This window comes from Rhodococcus sp. P14, from assembly GCF_000256505.1.
Lineage (GTDB): Bacteria > Actinomycetota > Actinomycetes > Mycobacteriales > Mycobacteriaceae > Rhodococcus > Rhodococcus ruber.
Window position 1 is genome coordinate 1 of sequence record NZ_AJFC01000058.1, and the last position, 18135, is coordinate 18135.

Sequence of the window (18135 nt, forward strand, 5' to 3'; positions counted from 1 at the left end):
CCGTGGCCCTGCCCGGCACCACGCTGCCCGGACCCGACGACGTCGCCACCGGCGCTGTCGAGGTCACCCCGATCCGTCCCCGCCCCCTCGGCACCCCCTCCCCGGTCCTCCCTCACCCCCAGTAAGGACACGCCATGCCAGACCTCGCCTCCGGCCCCGCCTCCGGACCCGCGATCATCGACGACGGCCTGATCGCACTCGACGCAGACCTCGGCGCCGACAAGGAGTCGGTCATCGCCGCGCTCGCCGCGCGGCTCGCCGACGCCGGCCGCGCCACCGACGCGGCGGCACTGACGGCCGCCGCCCTGGACCGGGAGGCCAAGTCGGCCACCGGCCTGCCGGGTGGGATCGCCATCCCGCACTGCCGCGCGGACGCCGTCGCCACCGCATCGCTCGGCTTCGCGCGGCTGTCCCCCAAGGTGGACTTCGGCGCCCCCGACGGACCCGCGGACCTCGTGTTCCTGATCGCCGCCCCGGAGGGGGCCGGTGCCGAGCACATGAAGCTGCTCTCCTCGCTCGCCCGGGCGCTCGTGCGGCCGGACTTCGTCGGTTCGCTGCGCGAGGCCGCCACCGCTGCGGACGTGGTCGCGCTGGTCGAGGGAGTGCTTCCGAAGCCGGCGCCGGCTACCGCTGCGGCCGCCGAGCCCACGCCGCCCGCCACCGAACCCACGCCGGCCCCCGCGACCGCCGAGCGCACCATCGTCGCCGTCACCGCCTGCCCGACGGGGATCGCCCACACCTACATGGCCGCCGACGCCCTCAAAGCCGCGGGTGAGCGCGCCGGAGTCACGGTGCGGGTCGAGACCCAGGGCTCGAGCGGCAGCACACCGCTGCCGGCGTCCGTGATCGCCGGCGCCGACGCCGTCATCTTCGCCACGGACGTCGGCGTGAAGAACCGGGAACGGTTCGCGGGCAAACCGCTCGTCGCCTCGGGTGTCAAACGAGCCATCAACGAGCCCGACGTGATGGTCGCCGAGGCGGTCCGCGCGGCGAAGGATCCGTCCGCGAGCACCGTCGACGCGGCCGCCGTCGCCGCCGCCGCCGACGAATCCTCGTCCGGCGAGGTGGGCTGGGGAGTTCGGCTACGGCAGATCCTGCTGACCGGCGTGAGCTACATGATTCCCTTCGTCGCGGCGGGCGGCCTGCTGATCGCTCTCGGCTTCCTGCTCGGCGGGTACGAGATCACCGAGCCCGCCGCCGACATCGTGGTGAACAACTCGCTCACCGACCTGCCGGACGGCGGCCTGCCCACCTACCTCGGCGCGGTGCTCTTCCAGCTCGGCTCGCTCGCGTTCTCGTTCCTGGTGCCCGCACTCGCCGGCTACATCGCCTTCGCGATCGCCGACCGGCCCGGTCTGGCACCCGGCTTCACCGCCGGCGCGGTCGCCGTGTTCGTCGGCGCCGGGTTCATCGGCGGCCTCGTCGGCGGCATCATCGCCGGCTTCGCCGCGCTGTGGGTGGGCCGCATCCCCGTCCCGGTGTGGGCGCGCGGCCTGATGCCGGTGGTGATCATTCCGCTGTTCGCGACCCTCGCCGTCGGCGCCCTGATGTTCCTCGTCCTCGGCAAGCCCCTCGCCGCGATCACCTCGGGCCTGACGAACTGGCTCAACGGCCTGTCCGGGAGCTCGGTCGTCATTCTGGGCGTGATCCTCGGCCTGATGATGTGCTTCGACCTCGGCGGCCCGGTCAACAAGGCCGCCTATGCGTTCGCCGTCGCCGGACTCGACGTCTCGAACAACGCATCGCTGCAGATCATGGCCGCCGTGATGGCCGCGGGCATGGTGCCGCCGCTGGCGATGGCGCTGTCGTCGACCCTGCGACCGGGGATCTACAGCACCGCCGAGCGGGAGAACGGCAAGGCCGCATGGCTGCTCGGGGCCTCGTTCATCTCCGAGGGCGCAATCCCGTTCGCGGCGGCGGACCCGCTGCGGGTTATCCCGTCCATGATGGCCGGCGGCGCCGTCACCGGCGCCCTGGTGATGGCGACCGGGACGACCCTCAGCGCCCCGCACGGCGGCATCTTCGTGTTCTTCGCCATCGGCAATCTGCTGTGGTTCCTCGTCGCCCTCGCCGCCGGCACCGTCGTGGGTGCGCTCTGCGTGACCCTGGCCAAGGAGGTGCACCGACCCGCCCACCTGCGCAGCAGCGACACCGCGGCCCAGCCTGCCGTCGCCTGATCCGATCGACGACCGTCCCTACCCCGAAGGAGTTCTCATGCCCAGCACCACCGTCACCGTCGGCTCGTCCATCGGCCTGCATGCCCGGCCTGCCGGCATCATCGCCGAAGCCGTGGTCGCCGCCGGAGTCCCGGTGACCCTCGCCGTGGACGGCGGCGAACCCGTCGACGCGGGCTCGGCGCTGCTCGTCATGACGCTCGGCGCCACCCAGGGCACCGAGGTCACCGTCACCAGCGACGACGCCGACGTGCTCGCCCGCATCGCCGAACTGGTGGCCGCGGACCTCGACGCCTGACCTCAGCCGCGGCGGCGGCGCGACGACCGTCGCCACAGCCCGCCCGCAGCGGCGGCGACCACCACGATGCCCGCGGCGATCGCCGCGGGCATCGCGCCGCGCGGGGTCCGCACCGGCTCCGGCGCGGCCACGGGCCGGAAGAGGGTCACCACGTCACGCCACACCCGCACGGGCGGCAGGGCACCACCGGCGGATTCGGACGCGGTCAGCAGGTCCCCGTCCGCGGTGAAGGCCACCGCCTCGCCCTGTGGTTCGCCGGGCACCGGCACCCGCAGGGACGGTCCCGCCGCGAGCGCGGCCGCGACGTCGCCGTCGGGGGCATGGAAGAGGTGGACATCGGTGTACGTGCGTACCGCGGCGACGGTGCCGTCGGGACTGATCGCGCCGCCGGTGATCAACGTGGAGGACGCCCCGCCGACGGGGCCACCGGGGGTGTCCGTGGGACCGAGGGTGACGGTCCCGATGCGTTCGAGAGGGACCGGACCCGGCTCGGGCAGCTCGTCCACGCTTCGTCCGCCGGCCGGCCGGTAAAGGCCGGCGCTGCCGAACAGGGGCTTGGAGACGATCAGCGGCACCCCGTCGCGGGGGACGAGCAGCGTCTCCGCATCGCGTGGGCCGTCGGGGTAGGCGAGCCGGTGCAGACTCCCCGCGCCGGTCTGCGGGTCGACCGAGATCAACGCGACGGTGTCGCGTGCGGCGCGATTGTCGCCGAGGTCGCCGAGCCAGAGCCGGCCGTCCGGACCCGCGGCCAGGTCCTCCACGTCGTACGGGTCGACGGCCGGCGGGATGCGTCGCAGCACCGCACAGTCGTCCCCCAGCTCGAAGACCGCCTCGTCGGCACCGGCGTCCGGCACCGCGAACAGTCGCCCCCCGGCGACGGCCAGGCCCGACAGTTCCGCGAGGGCAGGATCGGCGGGGGTGCACAACACTTTCCCGTCGACCTCGGCGGCCGGGGCGGTGGTCTGCGCCGCGGCGACCGGGGCGGTGGTCTGCGCCGCGGCGGCCGGCGACGACACCGTCGCGACCACCAGGGCGACGAGAGCGCCGCGCACTAGGCGGCGTACTCGACCAGGGCCGACGCGAGGGCCCGCGGCACGCGGGCGTGCACGCGCGTACCGTCCACCTCGTGCGCGGAGGTCAGGACCTGCCCGTCCGAGTGGATCCGCGCGAGCAGGTCCCCTCGTGTGTACGGCAGCAGCACCTTCACCTCGACGTCCGGGTGTTCGAGCAGCGCGGCGAGGTGCTCGCGCAGATCGTCGAGTCCCGCGCCGCTGCGCGCCGAGACGAACACCGCGTCGGGGAGCAGGGCACGCAGTTCGGCGACGGTCAGCGGGTCTGCGGCGTCGACCTTGTTCACCACGATGAGCTCGGGCGGCGGCGGCGCGTCGGACTCGCGCAGCACGTCGGTGATCACCTCGCGCACCGCCTTGATCTGGTCGGTCGGCAGCGGGTCGGACCCGTCGACGACGTGCAGCAGCAGGTCCGCGTCCGTGACCTCCTCGAGGGTCGACCGGAACGCCTCGACGAGCTGGGTCGGCAGGTGCCGCACGAACCCGACGGTGTCGGTGAGCACGTACTCGCGCCCGTCCGGGAGTTCGGCCCGGCGGGTGGTCGGATCGAGCGTCGCGAACAACGCGTTCTGCACCAGCACACCGGAACCGGTGAGCTTGTTGAGCAGGCTCGACTTGCCGGCATTGGTGTAGCCGACGATCGCGACCGACGGGATGCGGTTGCGCATCCGCCGGGTGCGTTTGGTGTCGCGAACGGACTTCATCGCCTTGATCTCGCGGCGCAGCTTGGCCATCCGCTCGCGGATACGGCGACGGTCCGTCTCGATCTTCGTCTCGCCGGGACCACGCAGGCCCACGCCCCCGTTGCTGCCGGCACGGCCACCGGCCTGCCGCGACATCGATTCGCCCCAGCCTCGCAGCCGCGGCAGCATGTACTCCATCTGCGCGAGCGATACCTGCGCCTTGCCCTCGCGGGAGGTCGCGTGCTGGGCGAAGATGTCGAGGATCAGCGCGGTGCGGTCGATGACCTTCACCTTGACGATCTTCTCCAGGGCGGTCAGCTGCGCGGGGGTGAGCTCGCCGTCGCAGATGACGGTGTCGGCGCCGGTGGCCAGAACCACCTGGCGCAGTTCCTCGGCCTTGCCGGAACCGATGTAGGTCGCGGCGTCGGGACGGTCCCGGCGCTGGATCAGGCCCTCGAGCACCTGGGAACCGGCGGTCTCGGCCAGGGCGGCGAGCTCGGCGAGACTCGCCTCGGCCTGAACCGCGGTGCCTCCGGTCCAGACCCCGACGAGCACGACCCGTTCGAGGCGCAGCTGCCGGTACTCGACCTCGGTGATGTCCTCGAGTTCGGTGGACAACCCAGCGACGCGGCGCAGGGCGCTGCGGTCCTCGAGTTGCATCTCGCCGACCGACGGGTCGGCGGCGGCCCAGCCGGGGACGCGGTCCGTGTCGCCGGTGGCCGATTCGTTTCGTCGTGTGTTCGTCATACACGACCATCGTCCCACTTCGGGCGCGCGGACGCATGCGACTTTCCCGGTGTCCGCGCAGGGCGAAACCGTGCGACGACGCGGCGTCGCCGTGACAGTCAGTCCAGGCCGTCCCACCAGTGATCGCCGATCGTGCCCGACGCGACCAGCACCGAGGGGCCACGCAGCGCGGCCCGGCCGTCCTCGAGGCGCACCTGCACCGCCCCGCCGGGGACGTGCACCCGGACGGTGCCGGAGTCGGCGCCGTCGAAGCGCAGCGCCGCCGCGGCGGCGGCGACCGTGCCGGTGCCGCAGGACCGGGTCTCGCCCACCCCCCGCTCGTACACCCGCATGTCCACCGCGCCCGCGGCGATCGGGGTGAGGAACTCGATGTTGACGCCCTGGGGAAAGAAGCCGGGGTCGAAACCCGGACCGGACAGGTCGAGGGCGGCCAGGGTCGCCGCGGTCAGGTGCGGATCGACGCAGGCCAGATGCGGGTTCCCGACGTCGATGCCCAGACCGCGGTACACCCGGCCTTCGATGGTCGCGGTCGACTCCCCCAGCTCGCGCACCACGCCCATGTCGACGGTGACGTCGCCGTGCGTCGCGTCGGCGCTGTGCACCTGCACCGGCTTGCCGCCGGCGCGACTGCCGACGACGAACGCGTCACGCGATTCGAACCCGCCGGCGGTGACGAAGTGCGCGAACACCCGCACCCCGTTGCCGCACATCTCCGCGATCGACCCGTCGGCGTTGCGATAGTCCATGAACCAGTCGTCGGCGGCCGTCCCCTCCGGCAACGCGGGCAGGACCCCCGCGTCGACGAGCGCCCCGGCCCGCGCCACCCGCAGGACCCCGTCGGCGCCGAGACCACGACGACGGTCGCACAACGCCGCCACCCGCTTCGGCTCGAGGGAAATCCGCACCTCCGGATCGGGAAGGATCACGAAGTCGTTCTCGGTGCCGTGGCCCTTGCTGAAGTCCATGCCGCCACCTTAACGACGGTCCGCCCCGGCGAGAACTCGAAGCGCCGCGTCCCGCAGCGCAGGATCGGCGCCGTCGATCCAGTGCACCCGTGGGTCCCGGCGGAACCACGAGCGTTGCCGGCGCACATAGCGCCGGGTGCCGATGAAGGTGCGCTCCCGCGCGTGTGCGAGGTCGCACTCCCCGGCCAGGTACTCGAGTACCTGCGCGTACCCGATCGCCCGGCGAGCCGTGACCCCCTCGCGCAGCCCCCGTTCGCACAGCGCCGCGACCTCGTCGACCAACCCCTGCTCGAACATCCGGTCCGTGCGCCGCGCGATCCGGTCGTCGAGCGCCGCGGTGTCCCGGTCCACCCCGAGCACGACCGTCCCCCATCTGGGTTCGCCGATCTGCGGCTGCGACGCCGCGAACGGCGCCCCGGTGAGTTCGACGACCTCGAGTGCGCGGACCATGCGGCGACCGTCGGTGGGCAGGATCGTCGCCGCGGCCACCGGGTCGGCCCGGCGGAGCGCGTCGTGCACCGCGGCCACCCCCTCGTCGGCGAGCAGCGCCTCCCACTTGGCGCGGACCTGCGGATCCGTCGCGGGGAACTGCCACTCGTCGAGGAGCGCCTGGACGTACATCATCGAGCCGCCGACGATGATCGGCACGACGCCGCGCGACCGGATCGCCTCCACGTCGGCGGTCGCGGCCTGTTGATACCGCGCGACCGTGGCAGTCTCGGTGACGTCGAGGACGTCGAGCTGATGATGGGCGATGCCGCGGCGCTCGCCGACGGCGAGCTTGGCGGTGCCGATGTCCATGCCGCGGTACTGCTGCATCGCGTCGATGTTGACGATCTCCCCGCCGAGTTCCTCGGCGAGATCCAGGCCCAGGTCGGACTTTCCGGTGGCCGTCGGGCCGACGACGGCGACCGGGCGGACGGGGTCGACGCTCACGGCCGCCACATCCCCACGTGGTATCCGACCCCGTACGGCGCGCTGCTGTGGGTCGTGGCGGCCGACGCCGGTCCCTCGGGACCGAACACCGCGGCCAGCACCTGCCAGGCCGCGCGGCCGTCGCAGACCGTTTCGGCGCAGAGTGCCGGGTCGAGCGCGGCGAGGGCGGCGACGTCGCCGACCGCGAGGGCGACGCCGAGCGCCTCGTCCAGGTTCTGCGCCTCGGGACGGTAGGAGCCGGGAGACTTCGCGGTGAGCGTGGCGGGACCGTCGGCCACCACGAGCAGTGCCGTCGGGGTGCGGTCCGCGTCCAGGGTGCTGCGCAGCTGCCGCCCGAGCCGGGCGCAGTCCTGCGGGGTCGTCCCGGCCGGCACGACGTGCGTGGTGGCGCGCACGACCGGTGCGGTCCGGTCGCGCAGCCAGCCCGCGATCAGCGCCGGCAGCGGCAGCTGCGGATCGGGGGTCCCCGTGGCCGCCGGCCCGAGCGCGACGACCAGGTCGACGCCGAAGCCACGGAACGTTCCGACGGCGGTGTCCGGGACGTCCGTGGCGTCCGTGCCCGCACCGACGACGACCCACCGTGCCGCGGCACGCAGCTCCGTCCCGACGGCGAGCACGGCGGCGCGCAGGTCGGCGGTCTCGGCGGCCGCGGAGCCGGTCAGCTCGGGAACGAGCAGGGGCGGGGACGGCACGAACGCCGCGGCGATCAACACACGGGCCACCGTAGTCGACCCGACCCGCCGACTCGCGGCCGTGCGACCTGTTTCAATAGTGGGCGGGCGTGGTCTCGGAGCGACCTCCGCGGCCCGACCACGCGAACCAATGCGACCAGGCAGCCGTGCCGCGCGGCAGAGATGAGGACCGATGACCGACCCGAACGCAACCCAGGAATCCCGCGCTCCGAAGCCGGGCGCCCCCAAACCGGGTCGGCAGCGGCCGGCCGCCGAGACCTCGGCTCCCAAACCGCACCCGGCTGCCCATCCCCACCCGCAGCCCACCGTTCCGGCCAGCGATCCGAGCCGGTGGGGCCGCGTCGACGAGGACGGCACGGCGTGGGTGAAGACCGCCGAGGGCGAGCGGTGCATCGGGTCCTGGCAGGCGGGCGACGCCGCCGAGGGTCTGGCCCACTTCGGCCGCCGATACGACGACCTCGCGACCGAGGTGGCAATTCTCGAGTCGCGGCTGAGTTCGGGCACCGGCGATGCGAAGAAGACCCGGGCGGCCGCCCAGGCGCTCGCGGAGTCCCTTCCCACCGCCGCGGTGATCGGTGACCTCGATACCCTCGCCGCACGGCTTGCGGCGATCGTGGCGGACTCCGAGAAGGCGGCTCTCGCCGCGAAACAGGAGAAGGAGCACCAGCGGGCAGCGGCCACCGCCCGCAAGGAGGCCCTCGCGGCGGAGGCCGAGCAGATCGGCGCCGAGTCGACGCAGTGGAAGGCCGCCGGTGACCGGTTGCGGGAGATCCTCGAGGAGTGGAAGACGATCCGCGGCGTGGACCGGAAGGTGGACGACGCGCTGTGGCGGCGTTATTCGAAGGCCCGCGAGGCGTTCAACCGACGGCGTGGCGCGCACTTCGCCGAACTGGACCGTGAGCGTGCCGCCGCACGGGCCCGCAAGGAGGAACTCGTCGCGCGGGCCGAGGACCTGCAGGACTCGACGGACTGGGGGGCGACGGCGGCCGCGTTCCGCGAACTGCTGGCGGAGTGGAAGGCGGCCGGCCGCGCCCCGCGCGAGGCCGACGATCAGCTGTGGAAGCGGTTCAAGGGCGCCCAGGACGTGTTCTTCGCCGCCCGCAACGCCGCCGCCTCGGAGCGGGACGCCGAGTTCGAGGAGAACGCGCGGGCGAAGGAGGCGCTGCTGCAGTCGGCGGCGTCGATCGATCCGTCGGCGGACATCGACGCCGCCCGGGCCCGGCTTCGCGAACTGCAGGACCGGTGGGAGGAGATCGGCAAGGTCCCGCGGGAACGTATGCACGACCTCGAGAGTCGTCTGCGGGCGATCGAGAAGCGGGTCCGCGAGGCCGCCGAGTCCGAGTGGCGGCGCACCGACCCGGAGGCGCTGGCCCGTGCCGCCCAGTTCCGGGAGCGTGTGCGCCAGTTCGAGGAGCAGGCGGCCAAGGCCACCGCGGCGGGCCGCCCGAAGGACGCCGAGAGCGCCCTCGCGCAGGCGCAGCAGTGGCGGGAGTGGGCCGACGCCGCGGAAGGTGCCGTCGGGGAGCGGTGAACCCCGGGCACGACCGAACCCGGACACGACCGAACCCGGACACGACCGAACCGCGAGCACGACCGAACCGCGAGCACGACCGAGCCCGGACACCACGGTGCCCCCGGCTCGTTCGAGCCGGGGGCACCGTGGTTCGTGCGGTTCCGGGACGATCAGTCGTCGAGCAGGCCCTTGTTCTCGTCCCGGGCGGCGGCGTCCCGCAGCTCCGCCTCGGCGGCGAGCTGGAGCGCGGTGCGCGTCCACACCACCTTCGCCCAGTGGAAGGTGAGCACCATGACGGCGAACCAGCCCAGGATCAGGCCGATGCCCGGTCCCGCTCCCGGGTCGCCGACGGGCAGGGTCTGCCGGGTCCAGATCGAGAGCATGCCGAACACGATCGACACCGCGGAGCCGGCCAGCGCCAGCCACGCCAGCACCCATCGGCGGGTGACGAGCGCCAGGATGGCGAAGATCGAGCCGAAGACCAGGGCGAGCCACACGAAGATGCGGGACGGCAGGGCAATGGACTCGGCGGTCGCATCGGGGGCGAAGGACAGCACCTCCCACCCGTTGGCCGCCCCGGCGTGGGGCAGGCTGAACGAGCCGAGCAGCACGAGCACCCCGACCGCGACGACGAGCGCCCGGGCGCCCGGGTCGATCTCACCGGCGATCTTGCGTTCGGCCGCTTCGAGGTCGGCACGGACTTCGTCCATCGGATCCCTTCCGTCGTTCCCGGCACCGTCGCCGGGGGTCCTGCCCTCGTCGGGGCCGCCCGCCGTCATGCCCCGCATCCCGTCCGGGCCGGAAGCGGTTCGGGCGCACCGATCTGCGGGAGACCGAGTCCGACACCGATGGGTGGTGTCTTGGGTGTGCGGCCCTGCTCGAACCGGTCGCCCGCGCGGGTGCGCCGGTGGGTCAGGATCGGGGTGTCCGCGACGAGATGATGGGGAGCGGCCTCGCTGACCACGACGGTGACGATGTCGCCGGGGCGGACCGCACGGTCGACGTTCCCCTCGGGCCGGAAATGCACGAGCCGGCCGTCCCGGGCGCGACCGCTCATGCGGGCGGTCTCGGCATCCTTGCGGCCCTCCCCCGCGGCGACGAGCAATTCGACCTGAGCACCCACGAGCGCGCGGTTCCCCTCGAGGGTGATCCGTTCCTGCAGGGCGATGAGTCGTTCGTACCGTTCCTGGACCACGGCCTTGGGCAGCTGGTCGTCCATCTCCGCGGCGGGAGTGCCGGGACGCTTGGAATACTGGAACGTGAAGGCGCTGGTGAAGCGGGCCTTCTCGACGACGTCGAGGGTCTCCTGGAAGTCGTCCTCGGTCTCGCCGGGGAATCCGACGATGATGTCGGTGGTGATCGCCGCGTGCGGCATGGCCGCGCGCACCTTCTCGATGATCCCGAGGAATCGCTCCTTGCGGTACGACCGTCGCATCGCACGCAGGACGCGGTCCGAACCCGACTGCAGCGGCATGTGCAGCTGCGGGCACACGTTCGGGGTCTCGGCCATCGCCTCGATGACGTCGTCGGTGAACTCCGCGGGGTGCGGGGAGGTGAACCGGACCCGTTCGAGGCCCTCGATGTCGCCGCACGCGCGCAGCAGCGCGGCGAACGCGCCCCGGTCCCGGGGCTGCTCGGGGTCGGCGAACGATCGGCCGTAGGAGTTGACGTTCTGCCCGAGCAGGGTCACCTCGAGCACGCCCTCGTCGACGAGCGCGCGGACCTCGGCGAGGATGTCACCGGGCCGGCGGTCCACCTCCTTGCCGCGCAGCGACGGGACGATGCAGAAGGTGCAGGTGTTGTTGCAGCCGACGGAGATCGACACCCACCCGGCGTAGCTGGACTCGCGCCGGGCCGGCAGGGTCGAGGGAAACGCCTCGAGGGATTCGAGGATCTCCACTTCGGCGCGGCGGTTGTGCCGGGCACGATCGAGCAGTGCCGGCAGGTTGCCGATGTTGTGCGTGCCGAACACGACGTCGACCCACGGCGCCTTCTTCACGACGACCTCGCGGTCCTTCTGGGCGAGGCACCCGCCGACGGCGATCTGCATGTCGGGCTTGGCATCCTTGACCGGCCGGAGATGGCTCAGGTTGCCGTAGAGCTTGTTGTCGGCATTCTCACGCACCGCGCAGGTGTTGAAGACCACGAGGTCGGCGGCCGCACCCGGCCCGGCCTTGACGAATCCGGAGTCCTCGAGCAACCCGGACAGCCGCTCGGAGTCGTGCACGTTCATCTGGCAGCCGTAGGTGCGCACCTCGTAGGTGCGGGCGGCGGCCTCGCCGGTCGCGTCGAGGGCGGCCGGGGCGTTGGGGGGTTCACGGTCGATCGATGACACGTCTCAGCCTAGCTCACGGACCCGGCCGGCCCCGCAGTGGGCCGAGGGAAACAACGCCAAGGGAGACAACTTAGTCCATCGCCCGTCGCCGCGGGGCGAACCGGCTCCGGCCTTTCGGCGCCGACCGTAAATTTTCCATTACGCAGTCCGAACTCGGCTTCCGAAAGTTGCTGCACGGCGGCACGGGCAGCATAGGGTTCTGACCATGACACCAGCGGCGGTCGAATCCGAGAAGCCCTCCGGCTCGACGGGCGGCGCACCCCCGATGATCTCGATGTCGGAGGTGCAGAAGCACTTCGGAGCCCTGCACGTGCTGCAGGACATCAATCTGGACGTACCTGCGGGGCAGGTCGTGATCGTGGTCGGGCCGTCCGGGTCCGGCAAGTCCACCCTGTGCCGGACCATCAACCGGCTCGAGCCGATCGACTCGGGTGAGATCCGGGTGGACGGCAAGGTGCTCCCCGCGGAGGGCAAGGCGCTCGCGGCGCTGCGCGCCGACGTGGGCATGGTGTTCCAGTCGTTCAACCTGTTCGCGCACAAGACGATCCTCGAGAACGTCATGCTCGCCCCGGTGAAGGTCCGTCGCAAGGGCAAGAACGAGGCCAAGGAGCAGGCGCTGCAGCTTCTCGACCGGGTCGGCATCGCCAACCAGGCGGAGAAGTACCCCGCCCAGCTCTCGGGCGGGCAGCAACAGCGCGTCGCGATCGCGCGGGCCCTGGCGATGAACCCGAAGGTCATGTTGTTCGACGAACCGACGTCGGCGCTGGATCCCGAGATGGTCCAGGAAGTGCTCGACGTCATGACGTCCCTGGCCCGGGAGGGCATGACGATGCTCGTGGTGACCCACGAGATGGGTTTCGCCCGCAAGGCCGGCAACCGCGTGCTGTTCATGGCGGACGGGCAGATCGTCGAGGACACCGATCCCGACACGTTCTTCACCGCGCCCAAGTCCGCCCGCGCCCAGGATTTCCTCGGCAAGATCCTCAGTCACTGACCCGGCGTCGCTGCCGCATCCGGCGGCACCACCCACAACACGGAGGTACTCGATGAGAATCACCCGCTCGGTTCGCCTGGGCATCGGCGCGATCGCCGTCGCTGTGCTCGCCACCGCGTGTGGCGGAGACGAGCAGCGCAGCGTGTCGCAGTCCGCCGAGAGCGGCTCCCTCGTCGTCGGCATCAAGTTCGACCAGCCCGGACTCGGGTTGCGCAACCCCGACGGCACCTTCAGCGGGTTCGACGTCGAGGTCGCGAAGTACGTCGGGCAGCAGCTGGGGGTGGCGCCGGAGAACATCGAGTTCAAGGAGGCTCCGTCCCCGCAGCGCGAGACGCTCATCGAGAACGGTGAGGTCGACTACATCGTCGCCACCTACTCGATCACCGACGCGCGCAAGGAGAAGGTCGACTTCGCCGGGCCGTACTTCGTCGCGGGCCAGTCGCTGCTCGTGCGGGCCGACAACACCGACATCACCGGACCGGAGTCGCTCAGCGGCGGTAAGCGGCTGTGCTCGGTGGCCGGTTCCACTCCCGCCCAGAACGTCAAGGACACCTACGCGCAGGATGTGCAGCTGCAGGAGTTCGACACGTACTCCGCCTGCGTCGAGGCGCTGCGCAACGGCGCGGTCGACGCCGTGACCACCGACGACATCATCCTCGCGGGTTACGCGGCGCAGTACCCGGGGCAGCTGAAGGTCGTGGGCGAGCCGTTCACCGAGGAGCGCTACGGCATCGGCCTGGCCAAGGGTGACACCGAGTCCCGCACTCTGCTCAACGACGCGATCGAGGAGATGATCGCGAGCGGTGCCTGGCAGGCGGCCCTCGAGTCCACCGTCGGCCCGTCCGGGTACCCGTTGCCGGAGCCGCCGCAGGTCGACCGCTACTGACCGTCCCATGCCGTCCGGCCGGCCCGTGCGACGACTCGTCGCGGGCCGGCCGGACCCCAGTCCCCGATCGGTGGAGTTGACCTGTGGATCTGTTGAGCAAGTACGGCGACGAGTTGATCGACGCCTTCTGGACCACTGTGCAATTGACGGTGCTCTCGGCGATCGGCGCGCTGATCCTCGGAACGATCCTCGCCGGGATGCGCGTGTCCCCGGTACCGGTGGCGCGGGCGGTCGGCACCGTGTACGTGGGGATCTTCCGCAACACCCCCCTGACGCTGATCATCATCTTCTGTCTCTTCGGCTTGTCGCAGACGCTCGGCATCAGCCTGGCACCGCAGTCGTCGCCGACGTTCCTGGTGGACAACAATTTCCGGCTCGCCGTGCTGGGACTGAGCGTGTACACCGCGGCGTTCGTCTGCGAGTCGCTGCGCTCGGGCATCAACACCGTGAACGTCGGGCAGGCCGAGGCAGGCCGCTCCCTCGGGTTGACCTTCGGCCAGAATCTGCGCCTGATCGTGCTGCCTCAGGCGTTCCGTGCGGTGATCGCCCCCCTCGGTAGCGTGCTGATCGCCTTGACCAAGAATTCGACGATCGCGTCCGTCATCGGCGTCTCGGAGGCCTCCCTGTTGATGAAGACCATGATCGAGAACGAGGCGCAGATCTTCGTCATCGGCGGCATCTTCGCCCTCGGCTTCGTGATCCTGACCCTGCCCACGGGCCTGCTGTTCGGCTGGCTGAGCACGCGATTCGAGGTGTCCCGGTGAGCACCGGCCGCGCAACCGTCCTCTACGACGCTCCCGGTCCCCGGGCGCGAACCCTCTACCACGTCGCCTCGGCGGCGGTGGCCGTGCTGCTCGTCGCCGTCGGCTACTTCGTCTACCGGGCGCTCGACGACAAGGGTCAGCTCACCAGCGACAAGTGGGACCCGTTCCTCGAATCGAGTTCGTGGACCACGTACCTGATCCCCGGCATCCGCGGCACCCTCGTCGCCGCGGCGATATCGATCGTGCTCGCCCTGCTTCTCGGGGCCGCACTGGGCATCGGCCGGCTCTCCGATCACCGGCCCGTGCGCGCCGTGTCCGGGTTCGTCGTCGAGCTGTTCCGGGCGATCCCGGTGCTGATCCTGATGATCTTCGCCTACCAGCTGTTCGCCGAGTACCAGGTCTTCCAGTCGGAGTATCTGGCACTGGCGGCGGTGGTCACCGGCCTGACCCTCTACAACGGCTCGGTGATCGCCGAGATCGTGCGTGCCGGCATCCGGTCCCTGCCCCGCGGACAGACCGAGGCCGCTTCGGCGCTGGGCATGCGCAAGAGCCAGATCATGCGCCTGATCCTGCTGCCGCAGGCCGTCACCGCGATGTTGCCGGCGATCGTCTCGCAGATGGTGGTGGCCCTGAAGGACTCCGCACTCGGTTACCTCATCGGCTACGTCGAAGTCGTGCGATCCGGTCAGCAGCTCGGTGCGTTCTTCGGCAACTACCTGCCGTCGCTGCTCGTGGTGGCGGCGATCATGATCGTGCTCAACGGCGCGTTGACGATCCTCGCGACCCGGCTCGAACGTCGCCTGCGCACCGGGCGCAAGAACCGGGCCGCGATGCCGGAGGCCGACGAGAACGCGCCCGACAACGTGCTGTCCGGCATGACCGTGCCCGGGGTGGACATCACGAGCGACCACGACAAGCGCCGGTAACGCGTCAGTCGGCGGCGAATTCGCCGGGCCCGGAATCGTGCCCGGCGAGTTCGTTGCGGACCACCTCGAAGGCCAGGCCCTGCGGGTATCCCCGGCGGGCGAGCATGCCGACCAGCCGTCGCACCACCTTGTCCCGCTCCGCAGCGATCTCGCGCCGGTCGCCCTCCGTGGGCAGCGGCGGTTGGGTGCGCAGCTTCTTGCGCACCAGTTCGGTGGCACGGGCGCGCTCGTCGTCGCCGTCGATCTGCTCGAGTGCCTCCGCGGCCTCGACCTGCCCGATTCCCTTGCGGCGCAGCTCCATGGCCAGGGCACGTTTGCCCTTCCCGGCGTACAGGTGGCGGGAGCGTACCCACTGCTGGGCGAACTCGGCGTCGTCGACGAGACCGACCTCCGTCAACCGGTCGAGGGTCCGCTCGGCGACGTCCGCGGCGAAGCCCTTCTGTTCGAGCTTCGCGGCGAGTTCGGCGCGGCTGCGAGCCCGGTCGGTCAGCAGACGGAGGCACAGGTCCTTGGCCTGTGCCTCCGTTCCACCACCGGGCCGGTCGCCGCCGCGCCGGTCACCGCGACGGGAGTCGCCGTCCAATGCCCGACTCAGAAGTCGGCGGGCTCGTCGGCGTTCTCGGCGGTGATATCCGCCCCGATCCCGAGCTTCTCCTTGATCTTCTTCTCGATCTCGTCCCGGATGTCGGTGTTCTCGAGCAGGAACTTGCGGGCGTTCTCCTTGCCCTGACCGAGCTGATCGCCCTCGTAGGTGTACCAGGAGCCGGACTTGCGGATGAAGCCCTGCTCGACACCCATGTCGATGAGCGAGCCCTCCTTACTGATGCCGTGGCCGTAGAGGATGTCGAACTCGGCCTGCTTGAAGGGCGGCGACACCTTGTTCTTGACGACCTTGACGCGGGTGCGGTTGCCCACCGCATCGGAGCCGTCCTTGAGGGTCTCGATGCGCCGCACATCCAGTCGCACCGACGCGTAGAACTTCAAAGCCTTACCGCCGGTGGTCGTTTCGGGTGAATTGTGAACCATTACACCGTCGACGAAGTAGTTGTGGTTGCCCTCGACCTCGATATCGAAACGGCTCATCGACCGGGTCGGCGGCTTCACGTGCACGTCGAGCACACGCGAGGGGACGAGCCGCTGAGTCGGCTCCACGAATTCGGGAGCCACGATGCCGAGACCGCGGAAGCGGGGCAGCAACTTGTACTCCATCGAAGGGGCCATGTACGGCGCAACGATCTCCTGGAACTTCGCGGAGGCCGACGTGGAGAAGACCAGCACGGCCTTCTGCGCGGCGCCGGCGAGTCGCAGCCGAACGTCGAGTCCGTGGACATCTCGCAGGTAGTCGCGCAGACGTGCGCGCGAGCCCTCGCTCATGGCCTCCACACAGATCTCGATACGGCCACTTCCATCCTCGGTACGCTGCTGCACTCCCTTGGAACGCACAGAGAACGACCCGTCGTCCATGTACCAGACCGCCAGCGCAAGCGGTGTGAGCGACTTCAGATACTCCTCCGAGAGAAACTTCTTGCCGTCCCCGAGGTACACGGCGCGCTGCAGCTCCGCCAGCTCGGGCAGCGGCGTGAAGTCGACGAACTTCGCACCCTTGTCGTTCTCCCGCACGGAGTGCCCGATGTTGCCGAGCAGATTCGTCTTCCAGTCGAGGTACGCGTGTTGCGCAGGACCGTGCCCCATGCGGAAGCGAACGCCGTTGCGGTCACGCCGGTTCGGGGAGAGATTGCCGTCCCCCATCAACGAGCCCAGGACGATCTGGAACTGCTGGTCGCTCAGGCGATGCGGTTCCATCGAGAGGACGCGGTCACCGGCGATGATCTCACCGGCAGGGGTCCACCCTCCCGGTGTACGGATGAGATGGTTCGGAGTCGCGGCGAACTGAGACCGACCGTTCCCTCCGGACTTCTCCACAGTGAACTGCAGGAAATGGTCGGCACGGCCGTTGTCGAACCAGTTCACGATCCGGCGCGGCACGATGCTGTCGGTGTCGGGATCGTAGGACATCACCTCGACGTCCATCTTCTGGTTGACGATCTTGCCGATCTTCTCCGTCGTGCCGTCGGCCAGCTGGACCCGGGTGCCGTAGGAGAAGCACCCGAACATGACGCCGATCTTCTCGCGCAGCTGGTTGATGAAGATCGCGGTGGTGCCGGAGTTGTTGAGCGCGCCGGTCATCTTGCGCAGTGCCTGGCTCATCAGGCGGGCCTGCAGTCCGACGTGGCTGTCACCCATCTCGCCCTCGATCTCGGCGCGCGGCACCAGGGCCGCCACCGAGTCGACCACGATGATGTCGAGCGCGCCGGAACGGATCAGCATGTCCGCGATCTCGAGTGCCTGCTCACCGGTATCCGGCTGCGACACGAGCAGGGCGTCGGTGTCGACGCCGAGCTTGCGGGCGTACTCCGGATCGAGAGCGTGCTCGGCGTCGATGAAGGCCGCGATGCCGCCGGCGGCCTGGGCGTTGGCGACCGCGTGCAGCGCGACCGTCGTCTTACCGGACGATTCCGGGCCGTAGATCTCGACGACCCGTCCGCGCGGGAGGCCACCGATGCCGAGCGCGACGTCGAGTGCGATCGAGCCGGTCGGGATCACGGCGATGGGCTGGCGGGACTCCTCCCCCAGGCGCATCACCGAGCCCTTGCCGAAGCTCTTGTCGATCTGCGCGAGCGCCAGTTCGAGCGCCTTGTCGCGATCGTGTGCCTGTGGTGCCATCGTGGTCCCCTTTTCGAGTCTCGTCTTGCTTGCCGATGACGTTAGAGTCCGGCACCGACAAGTTCGCCGTCCCGACCGGCGAGCGGCCGGATCTGTGGATGAATCGGACGCCTGTGGACTACTTCTCCACCACCCGCGCCCCAGCATAGGCGAACAATTGTTCGAACGGAACGGCGCGGCGGTTCACCGGCGTGCGGGCGGGACGTCGAATTCGTCGCACAGGGCCCGCCACACCTCGCGGGGTTCCTGCCCGGCCTCGATGGCCTCGGCGGCGGTGTGCCCGCCGAGGGAGAGCAGGACGTGGTCACGGAGCAGGGCGTCGCCACGCATCTGCCCGAACTCGTTGCGGACATACTCGTGGAATTCGGTCAGTCGCACCCGAGCCACGGTAGTCGCTCTCCGGCGTGGGCCCCGGCGCCCGGCGCCTG

General features: G+C 70.7%; 17 protein-coding genes. 7 read left to right on the plus strand and 10 right to left on the minus strand.

Annotated elements, in window-relative coordinates:
• Positions 1–134: 134 nt before the first annotated feature.
• On the plus strand, positions 135–2177 hold the full coding sequence (locus OEY_RS0103910) for a PTS fructose transporter subunit IIABC (protein WP_010592635.1): 2043 nt from the start codon (positions 135–137) through the stop codon (positions 2175–2177).
• A gap of 37 nt (positions 2178–2214) precedes the next feature.
• Positions 2215–2472 (plus strand): HPr family phosphocarrier protein, encoded by a 258-nt coding sequence (locus OEY_RS0103915; RefSeq protein WP_010592636.1) that lies wholly within the window; start codon positions 2215–2217, stop codon positions 2470–2472.
• Between the two features lie 2 nt (positions 2473–2474).
• Here OEY_RS0103915 and OEY_RS0103920 read toward each other — a convergent pair whose 3' ends face one another.
• The 5 genes from OEY_RS0103920 to OEY_RS0103940 all read right to left on the minus strand — a co-directional run bounded on the left by OEY_RS0103920 (position 2475) and on the right by OEY_RS0103940 (position 7586).
• Positions 2475–3524, minus strand: coding sequence for a membrane protein (locus OEY_RS0103920; RefSeq protein ID WP_010592637.1), 1050 nt, complete (start codon positions 3522–3524; stop codon positions 2475–2477).
• Positions 3524–4972, minus strand: coding sequence for a GTPase HflX (gene hflX / locus OEY_RS0103925; RefSeq protein ID WP_010592638.1), 1449 nt, complete (start codon positions 4970–4972; stop codon positions 3524–3526). Before hflX ends, OEY_RS0103920 begins: the two co-directional genes overlap by 1 nt.
• Positions 4973–5070: 98 nt before the next feature.
• Positions 5071–5937, minus strand: a complete 867-nt coding sequence (gene dapF / locus OEY_RS0103930) for a diaminopimelate epimerase (RefSeq protein WP_010592639.1) — start codon at positions 5935–5937, stop codon at positions 5071–5073.
• Between the two features lie 9 nt (positions 5938–5946).
• Positions 5947–6882 (minus strand): tRNA (adenosine(37)-N6)-dimethylallyltransferase MiaA, encoded by a 936-nt coding sequence (miaA, locus tag OEY_RS0103935; protein ID WP_010592640.1) that lies wholly within the window; start codon positions 6880–6882, stop codon positions 5947–5949.
• Positions 6870–7586, minus strand: coding sequence for a hypothetical protein (locus OEY_RS0103940; RefSeq protein ID WP_010592641.1), 717 nt, complete (start codon positions 7584–7586; stop codon positions 6870–6872). The genes miaA and OEY_RS0103940 overlap by 13 nt, the downstream gene beginning before the upstream one ends.
• 151 nt (positions 7587–7737) lie before the next feature.
• On the opposite strand from OEY_RS0103940, the gene OEY_RS0103945 reads away from it, so the two are divergent.
• Entirely contained in the window at positions 7738–9096 is a 1359-nt protein-coding gene (locus OEY_RS0103945; protein ID WP_010592642.1) for a DUF349 domain-containing protein, read from the plus strand.
• Positions 9097–9248: 152 nt separating this feature from the next.
• Here OEY_RS0103945 and OEY_RS0103950 read toward each other — a convergent pair whose 3' ends face one another.
• Both OEY_RS0103950 and miaB read right to left on the minus strand, forming a co-directional pair.
• Complete coding sequence (locus tag OEY_RS0103950; RefSeq protein WP_010592643.1) at positions 9249–9857, minus strand: Rv2732c family membrane protein; 609 nt, start codon at positions 9855–9857, stop codon at positions 9249–9251.
• Positions 9854–11404, minus strand: a complete 1551-nt coding sequence (miaB, locus tag OEY_RS0103955) for a tRNA (N6-isopentenyl adenosine(37)-C2)-methylthiotransferase MiaB (RefSeq protein WP_026137739.1) — start codon at positions 11402–11404, stop codon at positions 9854–9856. Before miaB ends, OEY_RS0103950 begins: the two co-directional genes overlap by 4 nt.
• Positions 11405–11678: 274 nt before the next feature.
• Here miaB and OEY_RS0103960 point away from each other — a divergent pair, with 274 nt between their 5' ends.
• From OEY_RS0103960 to OEY_RS0103975, 4 genes are all read left to right on the plus strand, one after another.
• Positions 11679–12407: an amino acid ABC transporter ATP-binding protein gene (locus OEY_RS0103960; RefSeq protein ID WP_010592645.1), complete on the plus strand. Its 729-nt coding sequence runs from the start codon at positions 11679–11681 to the stop codon at positions 12405–12407.
• A 52-nt stretch (positions 12408–12459) separates the two neighbouring features.
• A complete protein-coding gene (locus OEY_RS0103965; protein ID WP_010592646.1) occupies positions 12460–13293 on the plus strand; it encodes a glutamate ABC transporter substrate-binding protein in 834 nt (277 codons plus the stop codon).
• Positions 13294–13376: 83 nt separating this feature from the next.
• On the plus strand, positions 13377–14057 hold the full coding sequence (locus OEY_RS0103970) for an amino acid ABC transporter permease (RefSeq protein WP_010592647.1): 681 nt from the start codon (positions 13377–13379) through the stop codon (positions 14055–14057).
• Positions 14054–14983 carry an amino acid ABC transporter permease gene (locus OEY_RS0103975; RefSeq protein WP_010592648.1) on the plus strand — a complete coding sequence of 310 codons (930 nt, stop codon included), beginning with the start codon at positions 14054–14056 and terminating at the stop codon, positions 14981–14983. Before OEY_RS0103970 ends, OEY_RS0103975 begins: the two co-directional genes overlap by 4 nt.
• Before the next feature lie 4 nt (positions 14984–14987).
• Here OEY_RS0103975 and recX read toward each other — a convergent pair whose 3' ends face one another.
• From recX to OEY_RS0103990, 3 genes are all read right to left on the minus strand, one after another.
• Positions 14988–15566 carry a recombination regulator RecX gene (gene recX, locus OEY_RS0103980; protein ID WP_010592649.1) on the minus strand — a complete coding sequence of 193 codons (579 nt, stop codon included), beginning with the start codon at positions 15564–15566 and terminating at the stop codon, positions 14988–14990.
• Positions 15567–15574: 8 nt separating this feature from the next.
• A complete protein-coding gene (recA, locus tag OEY_RS0103985; RefSeq protein ID WP_010592650.1) occupies positions 15575–17707 on the minus strand; it encodes an intein-containing recombinase RecA in 2133 nt (710 codons plus the stop codon).
• Positions 17708–17890: 183 nt separating this feature from the next.
• A complete protein-coding gene (locus OEY_RS0103990; protein ID WP_010592651.1) occupies positions 17891–18085 on the minus strand; it encodes a DUF3046 domain-containing protein in 195 nt (64 codons plus the stop codon).
• Between the last annotated feature and the right edge of the window lie 50 nt (positions 18086–18135).

Bases quoted from the DNA above. Each gene is read 5' to 3' on its own strand.
- OEY_RS0103910 (WP_010592635.1), top strand. From the start codon at position 135: ATGCCAGACCTCGCCTCCGGCCCCGCCTCCGGACCCGCGATCATCGAC.
- OEY_RS0103915 (WP_010592636.1), top strand. From the start codon at position 2,215: ATGCCCAGCACCACCGTCACCGTCGGCTCGTCCATCGGCCTGCATGCC.
- hflX (WP_010592638.1), bottom strand. From the start codon at position 4,972: ATGACGAACACACGACGAAACGAATCGGCCACCGGCGACACGGACCGC.
- dapF (WP_010592639.1), bottom strand. From the start codon at position 5,937: ATGGACTTCAGCAAGGGCCACGGCACCGAGAACGACTTCGTGATCCTT.
- OEY_RS0103945 (WP_010592642.1), top strand. From the start codon at position 7,738: ATGACCGACCCGAACGCAACCCAGGAATCCCGCGCTCCGAAGCCGGGC.
- OEY_RS0103950 (WP_010592643.1), bottom strand. From the start codon at position 9,857: ATGACGGCGGGCGGCCCCGACGAGGGCAGGACCCCCGGCGACGGTGCC.
- OEY_RS0103960 (WP_010592645.1), top strand. From the start codon at position 11,679: ATGATCTCGATGTCGGAGGTGCAGAAGCACTTCGGAGCCCTGCACGTG.
- OEY_RS0103965 (WP_010592646.1), top strand. From the start codon at position 12,460: ATGAGAATCACCCGCTCGGTTCGCCTGGGCATCGGCGCGATCGCCGTC.
- recA (WP_010592650.1), bottom strand. From the start codon at position 17,707: ATGGCACCACAGGCACACGATCGCGACAAGGCGCTCGAACTGGCGCTC.